This is a genomic window from Pseudomonas sp. NPDC089408 (genome assembly GCF_044749445.1).
Taxonomy (GTDB): domain Bacteria; phylum Pseudomonadota; class Gammaproteobacteria; order Pseudomonadales; family Pseudomonadaceae; genus Aquipseudomonas.
The window spans coordinates 284075-300095 of record NZ_JBIVHY010000006.1; the positions used below are offsets into that span (position 1 = coordinate 284075).

Here is a 16021-nt window from a genome sequence, read left to right on the forward strand (position 1 = left end):
CGCTATCTTACAAGAAAATTTTGTACCGAAAGGTTAATTATTCGAAAAGCGCCGTTGCAGTTGGCGTAACAATCATGAGCTTGTTCCCTGCCAGGAATTGTCTGGCGCGGCAGCGTTGGCCAGGCATAGCCAGGTGGAACCCTTGTCGAGCAGCTTGCCCAGCAACTCGTCCAGATCCGTCTGCTGCGTTTTCAGGATAGACCTGCGCAAGGCATCCAGCCGGCCGGGTTGTGTAGCCAAGTGTGTCTGCCACGCCCATTCGGCGACGTCGGCATTGGCCATGGCGGCCTCGTCGAATTGTTCAGCCAAGGCCTGGCGAGCGGCCGGGTCGAGGGTGACGCCCAGCTCTAGCAGAGTGCGCAAGTGATCAAGAACGTACAGCTGGCTGGTGTGCGGGGATTGCACGCCGAACAGCAGCCCGCCCACGCCCTCGACCTGACGAAAGGCGCTGAACACGGCGTAGCCCAGTTGTAGCTCGACCCGCAGCCGCTGGTAAACCGGCCCTTGCAGCAACTGGGCGAGCAGGCGCCCGGTGGCTTCGTTGGCCGCTGGTAGTGGGCAGAACAGCAGCAGGGCGTGTTCACTGCCCGGCGCTTCTGCGTGTTGCCAGCGCCGGCTCGCCCAGGTGGGCGCAGGGTTTGGCCGCGCGGCTTGTCCGGGGCAGTGCTGTAAAACATTGCCCAATGCGCCCAGCGCAGCGTTGTCGAAGCCTGCGGCCAGGCCATGCCAGCTTGCCTGTTGCCACAGGTTGTCGAGTTGACGCTGTTCCAGCGTGCAGGCCGGTACTGCTGCGGGCTGGCTACCCTGTAGCGCGTCTGGCAGTAGCTTGAGCAAGGCGCGGATGGGGATCAGGGCCGCGGGCTGTGTCGCGCAGGGTAGCCAGCAACTGGCGGGTGGCCTGAGCATCAACGCCAAGGCCTGTTCAACGGCGCGCAGTACTGCTGCCGGTAGCCCGGCGCAGCGCAACTGCCAGTATTCACCGGCGCTGGTGAACTGCAGTTGCACCGAGGCGCGTTCACAGCGCGCCTGCAGGGGGGCAAGGGCTTGTTCGAGCACGCGTTGCAGCTGTTGGCGCACAGGCGAGGGCACATGCCAGCGTAGGTAGAGCGCCGCGTATTGGCGGGCCGCAGGGAGCTGATCGCTGATCTTCAGTGCTGGCGGCAGAGGCTGTGCCGTGGCAGCGGGCAGCTCGGCCATCAGCAGTGGGTCGACCGGGGGTAGCTTCCATTGGCCGTGAGGGCTGCATGGCAGGCCTTCCAGCAGGCTGGCAAACGCCTGCAAACCCTGGGTATCCAGCTTGGCGAATGGCAGGCCCGTGCTATCCCGACGGGCCAGTTCCAGTGCGCTGGCATTACGTTCGCGGCTGAGCTGCAGCAGGCCGAATGGGTGATTCAACTGCTCGGGGTCGGCCTGGCGAATGAAGGTGAACCAGCCGTGCAGCAAGGCGGTGGCTTCGTCCGGGGCGGCGTTGGCAGTAAGTTCAAGGTCGAGGTGCCACAGCAGCTGCCCAGCGAATGCATACAGCGTTTCGGCTTTGAAACCTTGTAGCCAGCCACGCTCACGAAGCGCGCCCAGCCAGGTACCCGGGCGGCTGTCGTCGAGGCAGGTGATCAGCAGCTCCAGTGCCTGCTCGGCACCTCTCGGGAGGTGCTCGTGAATAAAGGCGAGGGCAGTATCCGTCACTGACAGGGGCGGCGGCAGCATTTGCAGCACGCGCTCGCCTGCAGTGAGCAGCCCGGCATGCTGTCGGCCAAGGTGTTCCAGTTCATCCAGCGTCTGCGGGCCACACAAACTCAGGGTGATCTGGCCGCCTTGGTAAAAGCGTTGGTGAAAGCTGCCAAGCGCTTGCTGGAAGGCCGGGTCCCGCAGGGCCAGGGTGTATCGGTTGCCAGCGTGAAAAGCGCCCAGCGGATGGCCGGGTGACGCTGACTGCAGCAAGGCGAACTGCTGCTGAGCCTGCGGGTTGCGCGACCAGGCGATGAACTCGGCGTGGATGACTTCGCGTTCGCGGCGTTGGCGCTCGATGCCCAGGTCCGGTTCTGCGAGCATCTGGCACAGGCGCTCCAGGCCCCCGCCCAAGGTGTTGGGCGGGACTTCAAAGAAGAAGTCGGTGGCACGTTCGCGGGTGCTGGCGTTGACTTGGCCACCGAGGGCCTGCACGTAGCGCATCAGGCCGTCGGCCAGCGGAAAGCGCGGGGTGCCGAGGAAGAACAGGTGTTCGAGGAAGTGCGCCAGGCCGGGCCATTTGGCGGGGGCATCGTGGCTGCCCGCGTGCACCCGCAGTGCGGCCGCCGAGCGCTTCAGGCGCGGGGCGTGGCGCAGGGTCAGCTGCAGGCCGTTGGCGAGGGTGAGGTGGCGGGTGGCGTCAGGCATGGGGGCTCCGGTTGCTGCGTTCCATGCTAACCCATTTGGTTGCAGGCCCGGCCTCTTCGCGGGTAAACCCGCTCCTACAGGATTGGCGTAGATCCCCAGACCACGCTGTACCTGTGTAGGAGCGGGTTTACCCGCGAATGGGCCGCAAAGCGGCCCCTGTCAGCCTTTACGCAAGTGCAACTCCTGGCGCAAATCGTCCAGATAAGGGAAGGCCAAGCGCCCCTGCACCACCCGCTCACGCTCAAGCTCCGCCAGCAACTGGCACTCATCCCGCCCGGCCATGGCCAGCAGGCTGCCATCCGGGCCGATGATGCTGCTCTGCCCGCAATACTGTATCTCGTCTTCCGCGCCGCAGTAGTTGGCATACACCAGGTAGCACTGGTTCTCCTGCGCCCGCGCCCGTACCGTCACCTGGCAGATGAAGTCGTAAGGGGTCATGTTCGCCGTCGGCACCAGGATCAGCTCGGCGCCATCCAGCGCCAGGCGCCGTGCATTCTCCGGGAACTCGATGTCGTAGCAGATCAGCAGGCCGACCTTCCAGCCGTCCAGTTCCACCACCGGGAAGTGGTCGAGGCCAGGGCTGAACATCGAACGGTCCAGCTCGCCGAACAAGTGGGTCTTGCGGTAGTTACTGAGGCTGCGGCCATGCGCATCGATCAACTGCACACTGTTGTAGATCGCCCCCTCATCACCGCGCTCCGGGTAGCCATAGACAATGGCAATGCGGTGTTCCTGGGCGATTTCCACCACCGCCATGGCCGAAGGGCCGTCGGCGGCCTCGGCCAGCCGTTCGACCTGGGCCAGGCCGATGTTGTAGCCGGTCAGGAACATTTCCGGGCACACCAGCAACCGGGCGCCGCGTTCAGCCGCCAGTTGCGCCTGCTGGCGCAGCCGTTGCAGGTTGCCGGGCACGTCCAGTGGTTTGGGTTCACCCTGGAACAGAGCAATGCGCATGGCGCCTCCTTGTGTCAGTCAGCCAGGGCGATCGGGCCGATTTCATCGAACACGTCGCCTGGGCCTGGGTTGTCTGCGTGGGTACGGCCACCGAAGTGGTTCATGATACCCCACACCGCATTCAGCGAGGTCTGCACCGCGCCTTCCACCCAGGCCGGGGTCCACGACACGTCGTCACCGGCGATAAAAATACCGCGCTGTTCGGCTGGCATGTCCTGCTGCATGAAATGCGCATACATGCGTTGGTTGTAGCGGTAGTGGCCTGGCAGGGCGCCTTTGAACGCTCCCAGGAAGTAAGGATCGGCTTCCCACGATACGGTGATCGGGTCGCCGATGATGTGCCCGGCAATATCGGTTTTCGGGTAGATCTTCTTCAACGCATCCAGGGCCAGCTGCACGCGCTTTTCCACCGGGTGCGGCAGCATCTTCAGTGCGTCGCTCATCCAGGAATAGGACAAGCAGACCACCCCGGGCTTGTCGTTGCCGTTGTCGAACAGGTAAGTGCCGCGGGTGAGGCGGTCAGTGAGGGTCATGCTCAGCAGGTCACGGCCGGTTTCCGGATCTTTGTCTTTCCAGAACGGGCGGTCGACCATGACGAAAGTCTTCGACGACTGCATGTAGCGGGTGCGGTCCAGTGCCATCCACATCTTCTGCGAGAACAGCGATTCTTCGCAGTCGATCTGGGTGGTCAGCAGCCAGGTCTGGCACGTGGCAAGCACGGCGCTGTAGTGCCGGGTGTCGCCCCAGTTGTCGGTCACTGCCAGGCGGCCGTCGGCAGCCCGGGCGATGCGCTTCACGCCACTGCGCGGCGCGCCGCCATGCATTGCGCTCAGCGATGTGCCTTCAGGCCAGTGTACGCAGCGCTCCGGTACATGGCGCCAGATGCCTTGCGGTACCTGCTCCACACCGCCCACCACCAAGTGCTGGTGATCGTCGCAGTTGGTCATTACCACACGGAAAATTTCCAGCATTGAGTTGGGGAAGTCCGAGTCCCAACCGCCGGTGCCAAAGCCGACCTGGCCGAACACTTCGCGGTGCTGGAAGCTCAGCTTGGCGAACGAGCGCGAGGTGGCGACGAAGTCGTAGAAAGTGCGGTCGTCCCACAGCGGGACCAGCTTGTTCCACAGTTCTTTCAAGCGTGGCACGTCACGGTCGCGGATGGCTTGCTGGATGTCGGCAAACTGGGCGCCACTTTCCAATGCGTCGGCCCAGGCGTCGGCCACTTCGTGGAACAACTGGGGCAGGTCGGTGGCTTTTTCGGCGTAGTAGGTCTGGCCTTCCAGGTCGATCACTGTACTGCCCGAAGCCGGGGTCAGCGGGTTGGGGAAGGGCTTGGTCTCCAGGCCCAGCTTATCCACGTAGTGGTAGAAGGCGGTGGACGACACCGGGAAGCGCATGCCACCCAGTTCGGCGACGATCCCGTCAGTGCCGTTGAAGGCTTGCGAACGCAGTCGGCCACCCAGCTTGGAGGCCTCGTACACCACCGGTTTGAGGCCCAGTTTCATCAACTCGTAGGCCGCCACCAGGCCGGCGATACCGGCACCCACAATGGCCACTTCTTCACCATGGCGCTCAGCAGGGATGCTGCCCAGGCCTGCCGGGTGTTCCAGCCAGTCGTCGAAGGCGAACGGGAAGTCCGGGCCAAAGATGGTGATCGGCTTTTTACCGTCGGCGGGGTGGCGGTTTTTTTTGTTCATGAAGTGACCTTGCCAGAGAGGCTGCGCGGGGAGCGGAGCCTGAGTATAGGAGATGCCTGGGGGACATTTTAGGGAGTGGGGTGTTCGTAATTAAGGTGCAGATTGTTGTCTTAATGTAGTTTTGTTCGTCGAAATTTTATTAGCAGCATACATTGAGACGAATCTGCACTGGCCCGTTGTAGGAGCGGGTTCACCCGCGAATGCGTCGGTAGATTCACAGCAGCATTCGCGGGTAAACCCGCTCCTACAACGGGCTGTGTAGCACTTGCAATCTGGGTGATCAGACAGTTCCTACACCCCTGCCTTGAATTAAAGAATTACCCTACGCCCGCTATAGCCTCGGTCTGGCATCGCGGGAATCATTTCACCTTTAACTTCACCGGGTCGCCGCAAATTCGGCGATCGGGCGTGAGAACCCGCTGATCTTTCTGGAGGCGCACTGCTATGGCAGCTGTGCGCGGGCAGGCTTTGCCTGGCCGGGTACGCGCCTCCAAGTTCGCCGGTTCTCACCTCGCGCATGGCTGCCACCCAATTCCCGTGAGAAGGATGCGATTGGCCGCCAGTCACCCCCTGTGATGTGGAGGCTATACCATGACCGACCGTTTACCCGACCAACCCGAAAAACTCAAACCCACCGCCGAAAAGCCCTTCTGCAACTGCGAGTCCAGCCACCCACCGCTCTTCGCCATCCGCCCCGGCATCGACGCTGCCGACGCCTTGGTCCACGCCTGCCTGCTGGCCCGCGGTCTCAACCAGATTGCCACTGACTACGCTCAACACCACGCCCCCGAGCGCAGCCGTGACATCGTCTGGTCAATGCAGCATTCCGCCGAAAGCCTTTCGGCGATCCTGGAGGGCCTGCTCGACGGCCAGGAAGCCTGACCGCCAGCCCGCTCAGAGTGGCTGCCCGCGGTCCACCTTGTTGCTGAGAATGATCGACGTGGTGGTCTTCTCCACCCCGTCGACACTGCCGATCTGGTCGAGCAGCTGGTCCAGCTGTTCGGGTGAGTCCGTACGCAGCCAGGCCACATAGTCGAACTCGCCGCTCACTGCGCACAATTGCTGCACCTGCCCCATGGCACTCAGGCGACGCACCACGTCTTTGCCGGAGCGCGGCTGCACCTTGATCCCCACATACGCCTGCAGCCCGCCGCCGATTACACTCTGGCCCAGGCGCACGCCATAGCCGGAGATGACCTTGTTCTTCTCCAGCCGCTCCAGGCGCGAGTTGACCGTGGTGCGGGCGATGCCCAGCTGGCGGGCGAGGGTGGCGACGCTTTCGCGGGCGTTGATCTGCAGCAGGGCGATCAGCTGGCGATCGATTTCATCCAGCGTGATGGAGCGGGAATCCGACATGGCGAGTCTCTACGGTTGGCCCGCTAGCCTAGCCAGCTAGTGCCGATCAGGGCAAGGCCAGTCACCCTGGCCCCTGCCGACGCGGTCCCTTGTAGGAGCGGCCTTGTGTCGCGAAAGGGCCGCAAAGCGGCCCCGGCAACCTTTGCGTCAACGCTGAAATCCTGGGGCTGCTCTGCAGCCCTTTCGCGACACAAGGCCGCTCCTACAACGACCGCGCTGGCCCGATGGCTTTGCGTTCGGCATGATAAAACGCTAGTCCAACGAGAACCCCAGTGTGAACCTCGACCACCTGCTCGAATGCTGGCGACTGGAAGTCTCCAACAAGAAAAGGCCCGGACGCAGCATCAGCCTGCTGTTCAACGTGCTGCGCCGTGCACGCAAGGACAACAAACTGCGTTTCCTCCTCACCTACCGCCTGGCCCAGTATCTCGACGCCCGCGGCGGCCTGGCCCGGCGCCACGCTCGGCGCATGCAGCAGCGCCTCAACCTCAAGTACGCCGTAGACATCGACATCGGCGCCCAGATCGCCCCCGGCCTGCGCATCGCCCATCTGCCGGGGGTTGTGATTACCCGGCACGTGAGCATCGGGCGCAATTTCTTCATCCGCCAGAATTGCTCGATCGGCATCAAGACCCTTGGTCTGGAAGATTACGCCCTGCGCATCGGCGACAACGTGAGCATAGGCGCCAACAGCTGCATCGTTGCCGACCGTATCGACATTGGTGATGACGTGGTGATTGGCGCGATGTCGCTGGTTACGCGAGATGTTCCGGCTGGGATGACCTTCTACAACCCGCGGAAGGTCGAGATGCGGCCGAGAGCGGGGTAGGGTCCGCTCACAGTATTCAACGATCTATCGCTGTCTTGATGTCGGTAGGCGAGGAGAGAAGCCTGCCTTGCAACAGAATCCTCATTGCGCAACACTAGCGGCAACAACTAACCCTCACGACCGGCGTGGCATGACCATCTGGTTGGAGGGGGAAAAAGCCGGCGTAAGCCGGTTTTTTTGATTCTGGAATGTGGCGACAGAAGTGAAAGCGTGAACAACTGGCACAAAAAAGCCGCGCAATCGCGCGGCTTTGTCGTATCTGGTGGGCCCACACGGACTCGAACCGTGGACCAAAGGATTATGAGTCCTCTGCTCTAACCAACTGAGCTATAGGCCCTCAGTAAGTGGCCGGATTATAACGAGGGTTTCGCACCTGTGCCATCTGAAAGATCCGATAGTGCTATGCGAAGAAACGTTGCGGCGAATTCCTCTGCCGGCAAGGGCAGGCTGACGATGTAGCCCTGGATCTGCTCACACCCTTCAGCCGCCAGAAAACGCTGCTGGGCCTGGTTTTCCACGCCCTCGGCAATGATGGTCAGTTGCATGCTGCGGCCCAGCGCAATGATCGCGCGGGCGATGGCGGCGTCGTGGGGATCGTCGGGCAGGCCGCGGATGAACGACTTGTCGATCTTGAGGATGTCCAGCGGCAGGCGCTTGAGGTAGCTGAGCGAGGAGTAGCCGGTGCCGAAGTCGTCGATGGCCAGCTGCACGCCCAGTTTTTTCAGCTGGTACAACACAGCCAGGGCTTCTTCGGCCTGGCTCATGATGAAGTTTTCGGTGATTTCCAGCTGCAGGTCGCCGGCCTTGAGTTGGTACTGCTTGAGCAGTTGCTCGATGCGCCGGGCCAGGCTCGGCTGGCGCAGCTGGGCGCCGGCGAGGTTGATCGACAGTGGGCCGAAGGGTTCGTAATGCTGCTTCCAGGTCTGCATCTGCCGGCAGGCCTGCTCCAGTACCCAGTCGCCGAGCTGGAGGATGGTGCCGTTCTCTTCGGCCAGGTGAATGAAGTGTTCGGGCGGTACCTCGCCAAAGGTCGGATGGCTCCAGCGGATCAACGCTTCGGCGCCGACCAGGCTTTGGGTCTTGAGGCTGAGCTTGGGCTGGAAGCACAGGCTCATTTCGTTACGTTCCACGGCGCGGCGCAGTTCATGCTCCAGGGCGATGCGCTCGCTGGCCTGCGCAGTGAGGTCGCGGGTGTAGGCTTCGACGCGGTTGCGGCCCTTGGCCTTGGAGCGGTACATGGCCGCGTCGGCGTTGCGGATCAGCGTGGCAACGTCGGTGCCGTCCTGTGGATAAAGGCTGATGCCAATGCTGGCGCTGGTGAAAAACTCATGTTCGCCTGCCTGGAACGGTGCATTGAAACAGGCCAGCAGCTTGTTGGCGATGCTACTGGCGTCGCTCGGCTTGTGCAGGCCGGGCAGCAAGATGATGAATTCGTCGCCGCCCAGGCGGGCCACGGTGTCGACGTCGCGTACCTGCTCTTTCAGGCGCTGGGCGATGCCTTTGAGCAGCAAATCGCCAACCGGGTGGCCAAGGCTGTCGTTGATGTGCTTGAAGCGGTCGAGGTCGAGGAACAGCACTGCACCCTGGCGGTTGGACACTTGAGCGCAGGTGAGCACCGCCTGCAGGCGGTTTTCGAACAGGGCGCGGTTGGGCAGGCCGGTCAGCGGGTCGTGGTGGGCCTGGTAGTCAAGCTTGGCCTGGGCGTGTTTAAGGCTGGAGATGTCGGCGAATACGGCGACAAAATGGGTGATTTCGCGCTCGCTGTTGCGCACTGCACTGATGGTCAGCCAGCCGGGGTACAACTCGCCGTTTTTGCGCTTGTTGTAGATCTCGCCCTGCCAGTGGCCTTCATCGGTCAGTTGGTGCCACATGGCGGCATAGAAGGCGCTGTCGTGCTGGCCAGAGGCGAGCAGGCGCGGGGTTTGGCCAAGGGCTTCGATTTCGCTGTAGCCGGTGATTTCGCTGAAGGCGCGGTTGACGGCACTGATGCGCTGGTCGATGTCGGTAATCAGCACGCCTTCGGCGGTGTTCTCGAACACGGTGGCGGCCAGCTGCAGTTTTTCCTGCATCAGGTGCCGCTCGGTGATGTCGCGGGCGATGGTCAGCATGCAGTCGACGCCGGTAATTGGCAGAGGACGGGCGGACAGCTCGCACAGGCGGATCTGCCCGTCGCTGCGGCGGATATGGCAAGTGAAGTCGCGCACGAAGCCTTCGCGGTTAAGCTGGTCGATCAGGCGCTTGCGCTCGTTGAGGTCGACCCAGATGCCCAGGTCCAGCGAGGTCTGGTCGATGGACGGGTTGAGGTCGTGGCCGGTGAGGCGGCAGAAGCCTTCGTTCACTTCCAACAGCAGGCCGTCGCTCTGGCGCGACAACAGCAGGCCGTCGGGCGAGGCATGGAAGGCTTTGGCGAATTTCTCTTCCGAGGTTTGCAGTTGCTGCTGGGTTTCCTTGAGCTGGTTGATGTCGCGTACCGCTACCACCAGCGCGGGGATGCCGTCGAGCTCGAAGGTTTCGGCTGAGGTCAGGCCGGTGAACAATTGCCCGTTGCTGCGGCGGAAGCTCATCTCCAGGTTGCGGATACCACCCTGGTGCAAGCGCTCAAGCACCAGCGGCCCGCTGCCTTCGTCGCCCCACAGGTTGAGCTCGGTGGCGGTGCGGCCAATGACTTGCTCCGGGGTCAGGCCGATCTGCTCTTCGAAGGCTTCGTTCACCTCCAGCAGGCAGCCGTCGCGGTGGCGGGCGATCAGCAAGATATCGGGGCACTGTTGGAACACCGAGGCAAACTTCTGCTCTGACAGGCGCAGGGCGTCCTCGGTGCGCTTGGTTTCGCTGATGTCGATCATCAACCCACGCATCACCGGCTGGTGCCCGTGTTCGATCATGCTGACGATGTTGCGTACCCAGAGTGGCTGGCCGTCGGCGCGGATTACCCGGTAATCCAGGCTGTGGTCGCGCCCAGCGGCGGCTTCGCTGTCACAGTAGGCCTGGGCCCAGAGGGCGTCCTCCGGGTGCAGGATGCTGCGCCAGAAGCCGGGCCTGAGCCAGTCGGTCAACGGGTAGCCCAGCAGGTCTTCGGCATGCGGTGACACGTAGCTGTAGGTGTAGTCGTTGGCGTCGGCCTCCCAGGCGATGGCTGACAGGCTTTCGACCAGGCCGCGGTAGTGGTATTCGCTGCTGCGCAGCTCCTGCTCCAGGGCGATGCGCCGGGAAATTTCCGAGCTGAGCCGGCGGTTGATGCGGATGACTGCGGCCAGCACGGCCATCAGCAACAGCACCGCTGGCAGGCCATACACCAGCAGGTCGGACCAGAACAGCCGCTGGTCGACCACATTGCCCACCCAGCGCTGCTGGATCTGGCTGACCTCGCTGCTGCTCATGTCGGCCATGACTTTGTCGAGAATGCCGACCAGTACCTGATTGTTGCGCGGGACGGCCATGGCCAGTTGGTATCGGTAGGGCGTTTCGCCGCTAACGTAGAGGCCGTCGAGCTTGAGCTGGCGCAGGCTCCAAATGCTGGACGCCAGGTCACCGACTACGGCGTCCACCTGGTCGGTAGCCAGCGCCTGCAGCGTTGAGCTGACATTGGGCAGGGCCACCAGGTTGAGGTCGGGATGGTGGGTGCGCAGCAATTCGTGCGGGGCGTAGTTTTCTACCACCGCGATTTTCAGGCCGTACAGGTCATCGAGGTTGCGCGGTTGTGCGCCGCCTTTATGGGCAAGGATAACGATGGGGAAGTCGAGGTATGGGCGAGTGAACGCCAGGTAGGCCTGGCGTTCGGGGGTCGACATGATGCCGGGTAGCAGGTCGATACGGTTTTCCCGCACCTGTGCCAGTACCTCGGTCCAGCTGCTGGGCTCGACCGGTTTCAGCGTTACGCCCAGGCGTTGCTGGATCGTGGCGATGTAATCGGCGGCCAATCCCTGGTAGCGGCCCTCTTGGTCGCGAAACTCGAACGGTGGCCAAGAGGCGTCTATGCCCAGGCTCAGCTGCGGGTGGGCAGCCAGCCAGGCTTTCTCTTCGTCTGTCAGGGTCAGGGCGCCGGCCGTTGCGTTCCACAACATCAGGAGCAGCAACAGGATGGCCGGCTTGAAGGACATGGCGGCCTCGCATTCAGGGGTCTGAAGTCGAGTGTAGACGTGCATTGCTGCAGGTGTGCAGTGGAAGGTGGGGTCTTTTGTCAGATACAACAGGGCCTTGCGCAAATTCGGGGTCGGCGGGGTGGATGGCACCGGCTTTGCCGGTGTTCGCGGCTGAAGCCGCTCCCACAGGGGATCGCGCATGCCGCCAGGCATGGGTGGGGCAGCAGGCAGAAAAGAAAAACCCCGGCCTGGGCCGGGGTTTTGTCATCACTCGTCGAGGAAGCTGCGCAAGTGCTCGCTGCGCGTCGGGTGGCGCAGTTTGCGCAACGCCTTCGCTTCGATCTGACGGATCCGCTCACGCGTTACGTCAAACTGCTTGCCCACCTCTTCGAGGGTATGGTCGGTGTTCATGTCGATACCGAAACGCATGCGCAGCACTTTGGCTTCGCGTGCGGTCAGCCCCGAGAGCACGTCGCGGGTGGCTTCTTTCAGGCTTTCGACCGTGGCCACGTCGATCGGGGACTGCATGGTCGAGTCCTCGATGAAGTCGCCCAGGTGCGAATCTTCGTCGTCACCGATCGGGGTTTCCATGGAGATCGGCTCTTTGGCGATCTTCAGTACCTTGCGGATTTTGTCCTCAGGCATTTCCATGCGCTCGCCCAGCTCTTCCGGGGTCGGTTCGCGACCCATTTCCTGCAGCATCTGCCGGGAAATACGGTTGAGCTTGTTGATCGTTTCGATCATGTGCACCGGAATACGGATGGTGCGTGCCTGGTCGGCGATCGAACGGGTAATCGCCTGACGGATCCACCAGGTGGCGTAGGTCGAGAACTTGTAGCCGCGACGGTATTCGAACTTGTCCACCGCTTTCATCAAGCCGATGTTGCCTTCCTGGATCAGGTCGAGGAACTGCAGGCCACGGTTGGTGTACTTCTTGGCGATGGAGATCACCAGACGCAGGTTCGCCTCGACCATTTCTTTCTTGGCGCGGCGGGCCTTGGCTTCACCAATCGACATGCGACGGTTGATTTCCTTGATCTCGGCAACGGTCAGGCCGGTTTCGGTCTCAAGGTCGATCAGCTTCTGCTGGCAAGCAACAATGGCAGCGTCCTTTTCACCCAGGGCAGCAGCCCACTTGGTGTTGCGCTTGGCCAGGTCACCGCTCCAGGTCTGGTCGGTTTCGTTGCTTGGGAACATGCGCAGGAAGTCGGCACGCGGCATGCGGGCGTCACGGACGCACAGTTGCATGATGGCGCGTTCTTGCTGGCGCAGGCGGCTCAGGGCATCGCGAACACGCTCGACCAGTACCTCGAACTGCTTCGGTACCAGCTTGATCGGCATGAACAGGTCAGCCAGGGCCTGCAGGGCCTCGACGCTTTCCTTATGGCCACGACCGTTCTTCTTCAGGACCTTGTTGGTGGCCTGAAGCTGGTCGTTGACCGCACCGAAACGCTGGGCTGCAACCACAGGGTCGGGACCGCTTTCGGCCTCTTCCTCGTCGTCACTGCCTTCGCTTTCTTCGTCGTCGTCGTCCGATTCTTCCTTGGCCGCAGGGGCCTTGGCACCCGGGACCGGTACTTCTTCGGTCGGTGCAGCGATGTTGTCATCAGGGTCGATGTAACCGCTGAGAACATCGGACAGACGGCCACCTTCGGTGGTGACGCGGTCATATTCGCCGAGAATGTAGTCGACAGTACCCGGGAAGTGGGCGATAGCGCCCATCACTTCACGGATGCCTTCCTCGATACGCTTGGCGATTTCGATCTCGCCTTCGCGGGTCAGCAGCTCGACAGTACCCATTTCGCGCATGTACATGCGCACCGGGTCGGTCGTGCGGCCGATATCGGTTTCAACTGCCGCCAACGCAGCAGCGGCTTCTTCGGCCGCGGCTTCGTCGGTGTCGGCTTCCGCCAACAGAAGGGCATCCGCATCCGGAGCACTCTCGAATACGTTGATCCCCATGTCGTTGATCATGCGGATGATGTCTTCCACCTGTTCCGGATCTGAAATATCCTCAGGCAGGTGGTCGTTGACCTCCGCGTAAGTCAGGTAGCCCTGCTCACGACCGCGGGTGATCAACTCTTTGATACGAGACTGCTGTTGCGCTTTTCCGGACATAACACCCTATCCACTGAAGGTCTTGGCGGGCAAAAAACAAGCCGAGGATTATACCCGAGCATGGGCCTCACGCGCCAGATGAGGTCGGCGTTTGTGCGGGAACATTCCGGCTCAGCAGGGCGAGGAGCTGGGTTTTTTCCTCGCTGGTCAATTCGCTTTGACGTGATTTCCTGAGCAGTTGTTCCAGGCTGCGCTCGCGTTGGCGGGCGGACAAGCTAGTTATAGTGTCGAAAAACTGTTGTTCAAGGTTGTCGGCCACGATCAGCCATTCCTTTTCTGCCAGGGCCCGTAGCAGGCGGCCCTGTTCGGTGCCATGCCAACGTGCGATCAACTGCATTGAGCTTAGCCCAGGATTTTTCTGTGCGGCTTCGATCAATGCCACCAACAGCTGGCTGTACAGGTGTTCTTCGTCGGCGAAGTGGCTGGCGTCTTCCACCTTGCCGGCCAGCAGCGGGTGGTGCAGCAGGGTGCGCAGGGCCGCCAGGGTAGGCGGTTCGACCGGTGCCGGCACCCGTGGCGGCGCTTCGTCGCGTTGCTGCCAGGGCTTGCCGCCCTTGCGGTTCTTGTCCCACGGCTTATCACTCCACGGCTTCTTGCCGCCGCCCTTGTTCGGCTTCCACGCCTGCTCCTGCTGCACCGGCGCAAAGTCGTGCTGCGGCATGTCGCCGTAGTCGGGGGTGTAGCTGGCCATGGCGTCGTAGTCGTAGCCCGGGTCGTAATCCGGCACGCTGCCGGCCGCTGGCGCCTGCTGCGCCAGTTGTTCGACCTGCTGTGGGTCGAGGCCAGTGATTTCTTTCAGGCGGTTGCGCATCAGTTGACGCAGGTTGGCGCCGGGGATCTTTTCGATCAACGGTGCGGCCAGGGTCGCCATGTGCGCCTTGCCTTCCAGCGAGCGCGGGTCGGCTTCGACGCCCAGTTGCTCGAAGAAATAGTCGGCCAGCGGTTGGGCGTGCTGGTTGATGCGGGCCATGAAGGCATCGGTGCCTTCGGCGCGCACCAGGCTGTCCGGGTCTTCGCCTTCGGGCAGGAACAGGAAGCGAGCGCGGCGGCCGTCCTGCAGGTTCGACAAGGTCGACTCCAGGGCACGCCAGGCCGCCTTGCGCCCGGCCTGGTCGCCGTCGAAGCAGAACAGCACGCTGGGCACCACGCGGAACAGGCGCTTGAGGTGCTCTTCGCTCGTGGCGGTGCCAAGCGTGGCCACGGCATTGCGCAGGCCTTGCTGGGCCAGGGCGATGACGTCCATGTAGCCCTCGACGACGATGATTTCGTCGAGGTTGCGGTTGTGCTTGCGCGCCTCGTACAGCCCGTACAGCTCCTGGCCCTTGTGGAACACCGGAGTTTCCGGGGAGTTCAGGTACTTGGGCTTGTCGTCGCCGAGCACTCGGCCACCGAAGGCGATGATGCGCCCGCGGCTGTCGCGGATCGGGAACATCACCCGGTCGCGGAAGCGGTCGTAGCGCTTGCCGCTTTCGGCGTTCTCGATCAGCAGGCCGGCATCGATCATCACCTTCTGCTGCAGGGTGTCGGCGCCCAGGTGCTTGAGCAGGTTGTCCCAGCCAGGCGGAGCAAAGCCCAGGCCGAAGTCACGGGCGATTTCCCCGGACAGGCCGCGGCCCTTGAGGTAGTCCACCGCCGCCTTGCGGGTCGGGTGGCTGCGCAGGGCCTGGCGGTAAAACTCCGAGGCGGCGTCCAGCAGCGGGTACAGCGGCGAGTCGGTAGGCTGGCGCGGCTTGTTGTCGCGGCGGCCTTGCTCGCGGGGCACTTCCATGCCGGCGGCGCGGGCCAGTTCCTCCACGGCCTGGGGGAAGTCCAGGTTGTCGTGGTCCATGACAAAGCCCAGGGCGTTGCCACCGGCGCCGCAGCCGAAGCAGTAGTAGAACTGCTTGTCGGGGCTGACCGTGAAGGAAGGGGTTTTTTCCTTGTGGAACGGGCAGCAGGCGGAGTAGTTCTTGCCGGTCTTTTTCAGCTGGACGCGCGAACTCACCACGTCGACGATGTCGAGGCGGTTGATCAGGTCGTCAATGAAGCTCTGGGGAATCAGCCCGGCCATGGCAGTCTCGTCATCTGGCAACTGGCAAGTCTAATCGCTCGCGTGCCGAATGGGGTGGGTGCCGCTAGAGGTAGTGCGAGGAAGTGTGTGCTCGTCGCCAGCCCCTAAGGGCCCGTCAGTCTGACGTGCACGTCTGGTCATACAGCAAGAAGGACCAGCTCTGACGTTTCAGGCAGGTTGCCCGTGTGCACGTCGCATGAAAGCGGGTGCCGGGCCTTGAGCTAGCTGCTCAAGTTTGAAGCGACCACTGCCATCGCCCGGCGGTTAGCCGGGCAGGGCAGAAGCTTTGCGTTGAACGCCTGTATTAGTACAGACGAACGGCGCGGCGCTGTTCGCGCTGAACTTTCTTGGCGTGACGCTTAACAGCTGCAGCTGCTTTGCGCTTACGCTCTGCGGTCGGCTTCTCGTAAAACTCGCGGCTACGAACTTCAGCCAGTACACCGGCTTTTTCGCAGGAGCGCTTGAAACGACGCAGAGCTACGTCGAAGGGTTCGTTCTCTTTAACTTTGACGGCTGGCATCCAGGGCTACCTTAATTCATTACCGGGGTAGACGTGCTCCTGGCA

At 62.5% G+C, this 16021-nt stretch carries 10 protein-coding genes and 1 tRNA gene; 2 read left to right on the forward strand and 9 right to left on the reverse strand.

Translation table 11 applies throughout. The features are described 5' to 3' along the window. Positions 1 to 72: 72 nt before the first annotated feature. The 3 genes from pqqF to ACIP02_RS12890 all read right to left on the reverse strand — a co-directional run bounded on the left by pqqF (position 73) and on the right by ACIP02_RS12890 (position 5024). Positions 73 to 2373: a pyrroloquinoline quinone biosynthesis protein PqqF gene (gene pqqF, locus ACIP02_RS12880; protein ID WP_400616995.1), complete on the reverse strand. Its 2301-nt coding sequence runs from the start codon at positions 2371 to 2373 to the stop codon at positions 73 to 75. 159 nt (positions 2374 to 2532) lie between these two features. Further along, on the reverse strand, positions 2533 to 3327 hold the full coding sequence (locus tag ACIP02_RS12885; RefSeq protein WP_400616998.1) for a carbon-nitrogen hydrolase family protein: 795 nt from the start codon (positions 3325 to 3327) through the stop codon (positions 2533 to 2535). A gap of 14 nt (positions 3328 to 3341) precedes the next feature. Further along, complete coding sequence (locus ACIP02_RS12890) at positions 3342 to 5024, reverse strand: flavin monoamine oxidase family protein (RefSeq protein ID WP_400617001.1); 1683 nt, start codon at positions 5022 to 5024, stop codon at positions 3342 to 3344. 591 nt (positions 5025 to 5615) lie between these two features. On the opposite strand from ACIP02_RS12890, the gene ACIP02_RS12895 reads away from it, so the two are divergent. Further along, positions 5616 to 5906, forward strand: coding sequence for a hypothetical protein (locus ACIP02_RS12895; protein ID WP_201206334.1), 291 nt, complete (start codon positions 5616 to 5618; stop codon positions 5904 to 5906). A 12-nt stretch (positions 5907 to 5918) separates the two neighbouring features. On the opposite strand, the gene ACIP02_RS12900 is transcribed toward ACIP02_RS12895, so the two are convergent. Continuing rightward, the gene (locus tag ACIP02_RS12900) at positions 5919 to 6380 is read right to left on the reverse strand and encodes an Lrp/AsnC family transcriptional regulator (protein WP_400617005.1); all 462 of its coding nucleotides are present in this window, start codon (positions 6378 to 6380) and stop codon (positions 5919 to 5921) included. 274 nt (positions 6381 to 6654) lie between these two features. Here ACIP02_RS12900 and ACIP02_RS12905 point away from each other — a divergent pair, with 274 nt between their 5' ends. Then, on the forward strand, positions 6655 to 7209 hold the full coding sequence (locus ACIP02_RS12905) for a serine acetyltransferase (RefSeq protein ID WP_400617008.1): 555 nt from the start codon (positions 6655 to 6657) through the stop codon (positions 7207 to 7209). A 260-nt stretch (positions 7210 to 7469) separates the two neighbouring features. Here ACIP02_RS12905 and ACIP02_RS12910 read toward each other — a convergent pair. The 5 genes from ACIP02_RS12910 to rpsU all read right to left on the reverse strand — a co-directional run bounded on the left by ACIP02_RS12910 (position 7470) and on the right by rpsU (position 15976). Continuing rightward, positions 7470 to 7546, reverse strand: a tRNA-Ile gene (locus ACIP02_RS12910). Between the two features lie 16 nt (positions 7547 to 7562). After that, on the reverse strand, positions 7563 to 11306 hold the full coding sequence (locus ACIP02_RS12915) for an EAL domain-containing protein (RefSeq protein ID WP_400617011.1): 3744 nt from the start codon (positions 11304 to 11306) through the stop codon (positions 7563 to 7565). Between the two features lie 249 nt (positions 11307 to 11555). Further along, positions 11556 to 13406, reverse strand: coding sequence for an RNA polymerase sigma factor RpoD (gene rpoD / locus ACIP02_RS12920; RefSeq protein WP_400617013.1), 1851 nt, complete (start codon positions 13404 to 13406; stop codon positions 11556 to 11558). Between the two features lie 67 nt (positions 13407 to 13473). Next, positions 13474 to 15456: a DNA primase gene (gene dnaG, locus ACIP02_RS12925; protein ID WP_400617015.1), complete on the reverse strand. Its 1983-nt coding sequence runs from the start codon at positions 15454 to 15456 to the stop codon at positions 13474 to 13476. Between the two features lie 304 nt (positions 15457 to 15760). Continuing rightward, positions 15761 to 15976 carry a 30S ribosomal protein S21 gene (gene rpsU / locus ACIP02_RS12930; RefSeq protein WP_003255575.1) on the reverse strand — a complete coding sequence of 72 codons (216 nt, stop codon included), beginning with the start codon at positions 15974 to 15976 and terminating at the stop codon, positions 15761 to 15763. Between the last annotated feature and the right edge of the window lie 45 nt (positions 15977 to 16021).

Bases quoted from the DNA above. Each gene is read 5' to 3' on its own strand.
- pqqF (WP_400616995.1), bottom strand. From the start codon at position 2,373: ATGCCTGACGCCACCCGCCACCTCACCCTCGCCAACGGCCTGCAGCTG.
- ACIP02_RS12885 (WP_400616998.1), bottom strand. From the start codon at position 3,327: ATGCGCATTGCTCTGTTCCAGGGTGAACCCAAACCACTGGACGTGCCC.
- ACIP02_RS12890 (WP_400617001.1), bottom strand. From the start codon at position 5,024: ATGAACAAAAAAAACCGCCACCCCGCCGACGGTAAAAAGCCGATCACC.
- ACIP02_RS12895 (WP_201206334.1), top strand. From the start codon at position 5,616: ATGACCGACCGTTTACCCGACCAACCCGAAAAACTCAAACCCACCGCC.
- ACIP02_RS12900 (WP_400617005.1), bottom strand. From the start codon at position 6,380: ATGTCGGATTCCCGCTCCATCACGCTGGATGAAATCGATCGCCAGCTG.
- ACIP02_RS12915 (WP_400617011.1), bottom strand. From the start codon at position 11,306: ATGTCCTTCAAGCCGGCCATCCTGTTGCTGCTCCTGATGTTGTGGAAC.
- rpoD (WP_400617013.1), bottom strand. From the start codon at position 13,406: ATGTCCGGAAAAGCGCAACAGCAGTCTCGTATCAAAGAGTTGATCACC.
- dnaG (WP_400617015.1), bottom strand. From the start codon at position 15,456: ATGGCCGGGCTGATTCCCCAGAGCTTCATTGACGACCTGATCAACCGC.
- rpsU (WP_003255575.1), bottom strand. From the start codon at position 15,976: ATGCCAGCCGTCAAAGTTAAAGAGAACGAACCCTTCGACGTAGCTCTG.